Genomic DNA, 9,453 nt, shown 5'->3' with positions numbered 1-9,453 from the left:
GCCCCGCCGGGCGCGGCACGGGCCCTCCGCGCGGTCGGGGATCAGCCGCGGATGACCACCTCGGCGCGCTGGAACTCCTTGAGCTCCAGGTACCCGGTGGTGGCCATCGAGCGGCGCAGCGCGCCCACGAGGTTGGACGTGCCGTCCACGTGGCGGGAGGGCCCGAAGAGGACCTCCTCGAGCGGTCCCACGGTGCCCACGCGGGTGCGGAGACCGCGCGGCAGCTGCTCGTGGTGCGCCTCCGCGCCCCAGTGCCAGCCCTGCCCGGGGGCCTCCTCCGTGCGGGCCAGCGCGGTGCCGAGCATCACGGCGTCCGCGCCCATGGCCAGCGCCTTGACGATGTCCCCGGAGACCCCCACGCCGCCGTCGGCGATGACGTGCACGTAGCGCCCGCCGGACTCGTCGAGGTAGTCCCGGCGGGCCGCCGCGACGTCCGAGATCGCCGTGGCCATGGCCGCGTGGATCCCCAGGGTGTTCTGGATGCGCATGGACGCGCCGCCGCCGAAGCCCACGAGCACCCCGGCCGCGCCCGTGCGCATGAGGTGCAGCGCGGGCGTGTAGCCCGCGGCGCCGCCCACGATGACGGGGACGTCGAGGTCGTAGATGAACTTCTTGAGGTCCAGCGGCTCCTGGTTGCGCGAGACGTGCTCCGCGGAGACCGTGGTCCCGCGGATCACGAAGACGTCCACGCCGGCGTCCAGGACGGTGCGGTAGTGCTCCACCGTGCGCTGGGGCGTCAGGGACCCGGCGACGATCACGCCCGCCTCCCGGATCTGCGCCAGCCGGGCCGTGATCAGCTCCGGCTGCACGGGCGCGTCGTAGAGCTCCTGCATCCGGCGCGTGGACGCCGGGGCGTCCTCCCCGGTCAGGCCCGCGATCTCGTCGAGCACCGGCTGCGGGTCCTCGTAGCGGGTCCACAGCCCCTCGAGGTCGAGCACGCCGAGCCCGCCGGCCCGGCCGAGGGCGATGGCCGTCTCCGGGGACGTCGCCGAGTCCATCGGGGCGCCCAGGAACGGGATGGAGAACCGGTAGGCGTCGATCTGCCAGTCCGTGGACACGTCCCGGGGATCGCGCGTGCGCCGGGACGGGACGAGGGCGATCTCGTCCAGGGAGAAGGTGCGGCGGGCGCGCTTGGAGCGGCCGATCTCGATGTCGTAGCTCATGGTGTCCTTTCCGAACGGTGCTGCGGACGCTCGATCAGCGCTGGTAGTTGGGGGCCTCGACGGTCATCGTGATGTCGTGCGGGTGGGACTCCTTGAGCCCGGCCGGGGTGATGCGCACGAACCGGCCCTGGTGCTTGAGCTCCTCGACGCTGTGGGCGCCCACGTAGAACATCGTCTGGCGCAGGCCGCCGTCGAGCTGGTGGACCACGGCGGAGAGCGGGCCGCGGTACGGGACCTGGCCCTCGATGCCCTCGGGGATGAGCTTCTCGTCGCTGGCCACGTCGGCCTGGAAGTAGCGGTCCTTGGAGTAGGAGGAGTTCTTGCCGCGGGACTGCATGGCCCCCAGCGAGCCCATCCCCCGGTAGGTCTTGAACTGCTTGCCGTTGACGAAGATCAGCTCGCCCGGGGACTCGTCGCAGCCCGCGAGCAGGGAACCGACCATCACGGAGTCCGCGCCGGCCACGAGAGCCTTGCCGATGTCGCCGGAGTACTGCAGGCCGCCGTCGGCGATCAGCGGGACCCCCGCCGGGATCGCCGCCTTCGCCGCCTCGTTGACGGCGGTGACCTGGGGGACGCCCACCCCGGCGATGATGCGGGTGGTGCAGATCGAGCCGGGGCCCACGCCCACCTTCACGGCGTCCGCCCCGGCGTCGACGATGGCCTGCGCGCCGTGGCGGGTGGCCGCCTGCCCGCCGATGACGTCCACGTGCGCGGCCGCGGTCTCCGCCTTGAGCCGGGCGACCATGTCCAGCACGCCCTGGGAGTGCCCGTTGGCGGTGTCGATGAACAGGGCGTCCACACCGGCCTCGACGAGGGTCATGGCCCGCTCGAAGCCGTCGCCGAAGAAGCCGACGGCGGCGCCGACGCGCAGCCGGCCCTCGTCGTCCTTCGTGGCACGGGGGTACTGCTCAGCCTTGGTGAAGTCCTTGATCGTGATCAGACCGGTGAGCCGGCCGGTGTCGTCGACGAGCGGCAGCTTCTCGATCTTGTTGGACGCCAGCAGCCGGTGCGCGTCGTCCTTCGCCATCCCCACCTTGCCGGTGATCAGCGGCATGGGCGTCATGATCTCGTGCACCCGGCGCCGCGGGAACTCGCTCTCCGGCAGGTAGCGGGTGTCGCGGTTGGTGATGATGCCCAGCAGCTTCTGCTCCGCGTCCACGACGGGCAGGCCGGAGACCCGGTAGTAGCCGCAGAGCCGGTCCAGCTCCTCGAGGGTGGCGTCCGGGGAGATGGTCACGGGATCGGTGATCATCCCGGACTCGCTGCGCTTCACCCGGTCCACGTGCTCGGCCTGGTCCTGGATCGAGAGGTTGCGGTGGATCACGCCGATGCCGCCCTGCCGGGCCATCGCGATCGCCATCGAGGACTCGGTGACGGTGTCCATGGCGGCGGACAGCAGCGGCACCTCCAGGCTGATGCGCCGGGACAGGCGGGTGCGGGTCGACGCCTCGGACGGGATGACGTCCGTGTTGCCGGGCAGCAGCAGGACGTCGTCGTAGGTCAGGCCCGTGAACCCGAAGGGGTCCTCGGACAGGGCGGTGGGAACGGCGGTATCCGACACGGTGGGGCCTTTCAGCTTCGAGGGAGTCGCGACCATTCTACGGGCCGGGTCCCGGCCGGCGGACGGCTGTGGCCGTGCTCACGAGCCGACGGGGAACCCGGCCGCGTCCGCGCGCAGGGCCTCCTCGACCCGCTCGGCGAACACGGGCGCCAGCGTCCGCACGTACTCGACGGTGAGGTGGTTGTTGTCCCAGTACGTGAACACGTTGCCGACGACGGGCACGCAGGTGCCGTCCGGGCAGATGAGGTCCCCCATGTCGACCATCGTGACCTGCGGCAGCTCCGCCACCGGGGCCAGCGGGCTGCCGGGGCCCAGGATCACGTGGGAGGCTGCGCACTCGGGGGCGTCGGCCCCGTGGTCCGCGGCGCAGCGCGCGGGGACGACGTCGAACCGGGGATTGTCCCGCAGACCCACCACCTGGATGCCGCGCTCCGCGAGCCCGCGGATGCGCTGCTCCATCCCGGGCGTGAACTGCTCCTGGTCCTCGTCCGTGCTGCGGGTGCCCTGCACCAGCACCAGGTCCGGGTCCACGGCCTCCACCACGGGGTCGGTGCCCTCGAGCCAGCGCTCGCACGCCTCGTGATCGGCGACCTGCTCCTCGGGCAGGGCATAGAGGCACTTGCCGCGGATGTAGGTCACCACCCGCCAGTCGTTGCGCTCGGCCAGGAGCTCGACGGCCGGGATCCACTGGTGCACGTGGCTGTTGCCGATCACCAGCATCGTGGCCGCGGGCTCGGGGTTCGGGACGGTGTCGAAGCACCACTGCTGGAAGCGCTCGCCGATCCCCGTGCCGGCCGGGCAGGGCTCGCCGAGCGACGGTTTGCCGTACGGCTCCCCGGTGATCACGGGGATCGTCTCGGCGTCCGGGTCGCCCTGGTACCGGAAGCCGGGCAGCAGCGCCGCCGCCCCGGGGTTGTTGCGGTCGGCGGACGCGGCGATCTCGACCGCCCGCCGCTCCTCGGCCACCCTCGCCGCGGTCACGGGGACCGCGACGACCGCCAGGCACATCACGATCACCGCGGCCAGCCGCAGCCGGCTGCGCTCGGGCCAGGCCCACTTCCTGAGCGGGTCCTCGACCAGCCGGGTGGCCAGCACCGCCAGCACCAGGCACACCACCACGATCACCACCCCGGAGCGGGGCCCGGCCACGGGCCGGTCCCGGAGCACCAGATAGGTGATGAGCACCGGCCAGTGGATCAGGTACAGCGCGTAGGCGGAGTCCCCCAGCCGCACCAGCGGGCGGGAGGCGAGGACCCGGTCCAGGCCGACGCGCGACCCGGACTGCCCGGCCACGACGATCGCCGCCGCCGAGAGCAGCGGCCACAGCGCGATCCACCCGGGGAACGCCCCCTGCACGTCCACCAGCACGCCGACCGAGACCATGCTGACCAGTCCGCCCCAGCCGAGGGCCACGCGCACGCGCCGGCCCGGCCGCAGCCAGGGCACGGCGAGGGCGAGCAGCGAGCCGAGGGCGAACTCCCACAGCCGGGTGCGGGTGTCGAAGTAGGCGAACTCCTGCTGGACGGCCGTGGCGTGCACCGACCAGGCCAGGGAGGCCACGAAGACCGATCCGAAGACCACCGCCAGCACCGGCACGGGGCTCCACCCGGTCCGCCGGGAGACCAGCCAGGCGGCGGCGAAGATGAGCGGCCACAGCAGGAACACCTGCCCCTGCACCGACAGGGACCAGAAGTGCTGGAACGGCGAGGCCGTGGAGTGGTCGGCCGCGTAGTAGTCCACCGCGTTCAGCGCCAGCGCCCAGTTCTCCACGTAGAACACCGAGGCCAGCGCCTCGGCGCGCCACTGCCCGGCGTCGTAGCCCGGGTAGAACAGCTCCACCAGCACGAGGGTGGCCAGGATCGTGAGCACGGCCAGGGGCAGCAGCCGCTTGAACACGTGCAGCCAGTACCGCCCCAGCGCCAGGGGCCTGCCCGCCTCGAGCTTGCGCACGAAGGACAGGGTCAGGAAGAACGCCGAGATCAGGAGAAAGACGTCCACACCGCCCGACACCCGGCCGAGGAACACGTGGTAGACCACCACGAGCAGCACCGCCACCGCGCGCAGGCCCTGCACCTCCGGGCGGAACCCGGAGTACCGGCTGCCCGGCCGCCGCGCCGCGCCGCCGTCGTCGGTGGTCCCGGTGGACGGCTGCGGGGCGGTGGCGTGCACGGTGGCCACGGGGGCACCTCCAGGAGAGCGTGCCCGGCGCGGACGCGGGGCGGCGCCGGGAGGGGGCGGGAGGGAGAACGGGGGGGAACGGAGCACCGGGGACGGGGAGCCGAGGGGTGCCCGTCGCGACCCTACCGCACGACCCGCGCCGCGCGGGGCACCCGGGCGACGGCTCGGCGCGGGATGTCCGGGCCGGGGCGCCTCAGCCCGCGGGGGCGCACCCCCGGTCCCGGCGCCGCGGCCGGGCGGTGCTCACGGCTCGAGGCCGTCGGCGGCGAGGGCCTCCCGGAACCGCTCGCCGAAGACCGGCGCGGCGCTCTGCGAGTAGACCCGGCTGAGGTGGTCGTCGTCCCAGTACACGTAGACGTTGCCGATCACCGGCGGGCACGGCCCGGCCGGGCAGATCAGGTCGGTGAGGTCCATGGTGGAGTAGAGCGGCAGCTCGCGGGCGAGCGGCAGCGCGGGATCGGGCGTGCCCACCATGGGGTGCGTGAAGGTGCACCGGGGGTCGTCCTCCCCGTGCGCCACCGCGCACTCGGCCGGCGCCTCCGGGAAGCGCGGGGTGTCGCGGATCCCGACGACGGGGATCCCGCGGCCGGTGAGCTCGCGGATCCGCTGCTCCAGCCCGGGGCGGAGGAACTCGCCCTCCTGGTCGGTGAAGGTGGACTGGACGACGACCAGGTCGGGGTCGGCGGTCCCGATCATCTGCTCGGCGCCCTCGAACCAGGCCCGGCAGCTCTCCGAGCCCGGCTGGTCCTCGGCTGCGGCGTAGAAGCAGCCCGGCTGGATCCAGGTCAGCACCCGCCACCGCTCGGTCTCCGCGAGGGGCCGCAGCGCGGGGAGCCAGTGCTGCAGGTGGCTGTTGCCGAGCACGAGCACCGTCCGCTCGGGGGCCTCCTGCGCGACGCTCTCGTGGCAGAAGCGGCGGAGCTCCTCCGGCAGGTCGAGGTCCTCGGGGCAGGCGTCGCCGAGGGAGGCCGGCTGCCGCGGGAGGTCCTCCGGCAGGGGCAGGGTCGGGGCGTCCGGGTCGCCGCGGAACGCGAAGCCGGGCTGGAGGGCGGCGGCCCCGGGGTTGTTCCGGACGGCCTCGGTCTGGAGGCGGTCGGCACGCCGGTCCTCGACCTGCTGCCAGCCGAGCACGGGGGCGGCGACCAGGGCGAGGCAGAGCGCCACGACCCCGGCGAGGCGCCGCTTGCTGCGCTCGGGCCAGGACCAGTTCTTGAACGGGTCCTCGACCAGCCGGGTGGCCAGCACGGCGAGCACCACGGAGACGAGGATGATCACGATCCCGGAGCGGGGCCCGGCCATGGGCCGGTCCCGCAGCACCAGGTACGTGATGAGCAGCGGCCAGTGCACCAGGTACAGCGCGTAGGCGGAGTCCCCCAGCCGCACCAGCGGCGCCGAGGCCAGCACCCGGTCCAGCCCGAACGGCGAGCCGGAGCGCCCGGCCACGATGATCGCCGCCGCCGAGAGCAGCGGCCACAGCGCGATCCACCCCGGGAACGCCCCCTGCACGTCCACCAGCACGCCGACCGAGACCATGCTGACCAGCCCCAGCCAGCCCAGGGCCACCCGGGCGGTGCGCGGCGGCCGCAGCCAGGGCAGCGCGAGGGCGAGCAGCGAGCCGAGGGCGAACTCCCACAGCCGGGTGCGGGTGTCGAAGTAGGCGAACTCCTGCTGGACGGCCGTGGCGTGCACCGACCAGGCCAGGGAGGCCACGAACACGGCGCCGAACATCGCGACCAGGACGGGGACGGGCCGGAGTCTCCCGCGCCGGGTGAGCAGCCAGGCGGCGGCGAAGATGAGCGGCCACAGCAGGAACACCTGCCCCTGCACCGACAGGGACCAGAAGTGCTGGAACGGCGAGGCCGTGGAGTGGTCGGCCGCGTAGTAGTCCACCGCGTTCAGCGCCAGCGCCCAGTTCTCCACGTAGAACACCGAGGCCAGCGCCTCGGCGCGCCACTGCGCCGTGTCCGTCCCGGGATAGACGGCGGCCACCAGGACGAGGGTCCCGAGGATCGTGAGCACGGCCAGGGGCAGCAGCCGCTTGAACACGTGCAGCCAGTACCGCCCCAGCGCCAGGGGCCTGCCCGCCTCGAGCTTGCGCACGAAGGACAGGGTCAGGAAGAACGCCGAGATCAGGAGGAAGACGTCCACACCGCCCGAGACCCGGCCGAGGAACACGTGGTAGACGACCACCAGCAGCACGGCGACGAACCGCAGCCCCTGCACCTCGGGCCGGAAGCCCGAGTACCGGGCCACCCGCCGGGCCGTGGCCGCCACGGCGCCCTCGGCGCCAGCGGCGCCGTCCGTGGCCGGCGCCCCGGGCTCCGGGCGGGGGGCGCCGGTGCGCACCGTGCTCACGAGGCCGCGTCCTGGAGGAGCGTGCCGGGCAGGCGGGTCTCGAGGGCGGGCGCCATGGTCCGCGCGTAGGCCCACGTGAGGTGGTGCGGGTCGAAGAAGACGTGCACGTTGCCCACCACGGGACGGCACTGCCCCGCCGGGCAGATGAGGTCGGTGAGGTCGAGCGAGGCGAAGCCGTCGCGGTCCCGGAGGGCGTCGGCCGGGTTGACGGGAGCGAGGACCTGCTCGACGGGCACGCGGCACCGTTCGTCGTCCTCGCCGTGGAGCTCGGCGCACTCGAAGGGGTTGAAGTCGAAGCGGGGGTTGTCCCGGAAGCCGACGACGTCGATGCCCTGGCCCGTGAGACGGTCGACGAGCTCCGGGAAGCCGCCCACCAGGGCCTCCGCGGACCCGTCCATCCGGGCCGCGTACGTCGAGGTGGTCATGACCGCGTCGGGTGCGAGCCGCTCCACGTACTCGATCGCCGCGGCGTTGCCCTCGTGGCAGGCGTCCCCCTCCGGGCGCACCGCGAAGGCGCAGCCCGGCTGCAGCACGGCGACGAGCTGCCAGTTGTGCTCCTCCGCGAGGGGGATCACCGCGCCCATGAACTGCTCCATGTGGGAGTTGCCGACCACGGCGATCGTGCGCTCGGGCTCCGGCAGGACCGGGGTCTGGCGGCAGTACTGCTCGAGGACCTCCTGCTCGGGGGCGAACCGCCCGGCGCAGGGCTCGGGCAGGCCCACCCACTCGTCGCTCAGCGCGGAGGCCAGGGGCAGGGTGGGAGCGTCCGGGTCGCCGGTGAACTCGAAGCCCGGCTCCAGCACCGCCGCCCCGGGGTTGTTGCGGGCCGCCTCCTCCGCCAGCAGAGCCGCCCGGCGCGCGTCGGCCTGCTGCCAGGCGAGCACCGGCACCACCACCAGGGCCAGGCTCACCGCCACCGACACCGCCAGCCGCCGTTTGTTGCGCTCCGGCCACGCCCACGCCTGGACGGGGCGCTCCACCAGCTTCGTGAGGGCCACCGCCAGCAGCACCGAGACCACGATCAGCACCACCCCCGACCGCGGCCCGGCCACCGGCCGGTCGCGCAGCACCAGATAGGTGATCAGCAGCGGCCAGTGCACCAGGTACAGCGCGTAGGAGGCGTCCCCCAGCCGCACCAGGGGCCGGGAGGCGAGGATCCGGTCCAGGCCGAACGGCGAGCCGGAGCGCCCGGCCACGATGATCGCCGCCGCCGAGACCAGCGGCCACAGCGCGATCCACCCCGGGAACGCCCCCTGCACGTCGATCAGCACCCCCACCGAGACCATGCTGACCAGCCCCACCCAGCCCAGGGCGACCCGCACTCCCCGCGGCGGGTGCAGATAGGGCACCGCCAACGCCAGCAGCGAGCCCAGGGCGAACTCCCACAACCGGGTGCGGGTGTCGAAGTAGGCGAAGGCCTGGTCGGTGGCGGTCGTGTGCACCGACCACGCCAGGGAGGCGGCGAAGATCACCCCGAAGAGCACCGCCAGCACCGGCACCGGGGCCCGTCGCCGGCCCCGGCACAGCAGCCACGCCGCCCCGAAGACCAGCGGCCACAGCAGGAACACCTGCCCCTGCACCGACAGGGACCAGAAGTGCTGGAACGGCGAGGCCGTGGAGGCATCGGCGGCGTAGTAGTCCACCTCCGCCGCCGCCAGCGCCCAGTTCTCCAGGTAGAGCACCGAGGCCAGCGCCTCCGTGCGGACCTGCTCGATCCGCGCGGCCGGGAAGAACCACCACGCCAGCACCAGGGTGGCCAGGATCGTGAGCACCGCCAGGGGCAGCAGCCGCTTGAACACGTGCAGCCAGTACCGCCCCAGCGCCAGGGGCCGGCCGGCCTCGAGCTTGCGCACGAAGGACAGGGTCAGGAAGAACGCCGAGATCAGCAGGAAGATGTCCACCCCGCCCGACACCCGGTCCAGGAACACGTGGTAGACGACCACCAGCAGCACCGCCACGAACCGCAGCCCCTGCACCTCGGGGCGGAACCCGGAGTACCGCGCCACCTGCCGGGCCGTGTCCGGCTCGACACCGGCGGGCGTGCTCTGCGCACCGAGGGTCGTCATGGGCATCTCCTGGGAACACCGTGCCGCCGGGGTCGCGGCAGTGGTCGGGCGGACCCCCGCACTCTACCGGAGGTCTCGGTGCGGACCCGGGGACGACCGCGGACCCGCCCCACCGGTGGTGGGACGGGTC

At 73.5% G+C, this 9,453-nt stretch carries 5 protein-coding genes; all 5 read right to left on the bottom strand.

Annotated elements, in window-relative coordinates; translation table 11 throughout:
* Positions 1-41: 41 nt before the first annotated feature.
* The 5 genes from ACFU0Y_RS15125 to ACFU0Y_RS15105 all read right to left on the bottom strand — a co-directional run bounded on the left by ACFU0Y_RS15125 (position 42) and on the right by ACFU0Y_RS15105 (position 9,323).
* Positions 42-1,163: a GuaB3 family IMP dehydrogenase-related protein gene (locus ACFU0Y_RS15125; RefSeq protein ID WP_380215351.1), complete on the bottom strand. Its 1,122-nt coding sequence runs from the start codon at positions 1,161-1,163 to the stop codon at positions 42-44.
* 34 nt (positions 1,164-1,197) lie between these two features.
* A complete protein-coding gene (guaB, locus tag ACFU0Y_RS15120; protein ID WP_380215350.1) occupies positions 1,198-2,760 on the bottom strand; it encodes an IMP dehydrogenase in 1,563 nt (520 codons plus the stop codon).
* A 42-nt stretch (positions 2,761-2,802) separates the two neighbouring features.
* Positions 2,803-4,902, bottom strand: a complete 2,100-nt coding sequence (locus ACFU0Y_RS15115) for an acyltransferase family protein (RefSeq protein WP_380215349.1) — start codon at positions 4,900-4,902, stop codon at positions 2,803-2,805.
* Positions 4,903-5,145: 243 nt separating this feature from the next.
* Positions 5,146-7,257, bottom strand: a complete 2,112-nt coding sequence (locus ACFU0Y_RS15110) for an acyltransferase family protein (RefSeq protein WP_380215348.1) — start codon at positions 7,255-7,257, stop codon at positions 5,146-5,148.
* Entirely contained in the window at positions 7,254-9,323 is a 2,070-nt protein-coding gene (locus tag ACFU0Y_RS15105; RefSeq protein WP_380215347.1) for an acyltransferase family protein, read from the bottom strand. The genes ACFU0Y_RS15110 and ACFU0Y_RS15105 overlap by 4 nt, the downstream gene beginning before the upstream one ends.
* Between the last annotated feature and the right edge of the window lie 130 nt (positions 9,324-9,453).

Source organism: Kocuria sp. NPDC057446 (assembly GCF_042802875.1).
Classification (GTDB): domain Bacteria; phylum Actinomycetota; class Actinomycetes; order Actinomycetales; family Micrococcaceae; genus Kocuria.
This window is presented reverse-complemented; position numbering and strand designations above follow the sequence as displayed.

Excerpts from the sequence above, each read along its gene's own strand:
- ACFU0Y_RS15125 (WP_380215351.1), bottom strand. The coding sequence starts at position 1,163 with ATGAGCTACGACATCGAGATCGGCCGCTCCAAGCGCGCCCGCCGCACC.
- guaB (WP_380215350.1), bottom strand. The coding sequence starts at position 2,760 with ATGGTCGCGACTCCCTCGAAGCTGAAAGGCCCCACCGTGTCGGATACC.
- ACFU0Y_RS15105 (WP_380215347.1), bottom strand. The coding sequence starts at position 9,323 with ATGACGACCCTCGGTGCGCAGAGCACGCCCGCCGGTGTCGAGCCGGAC.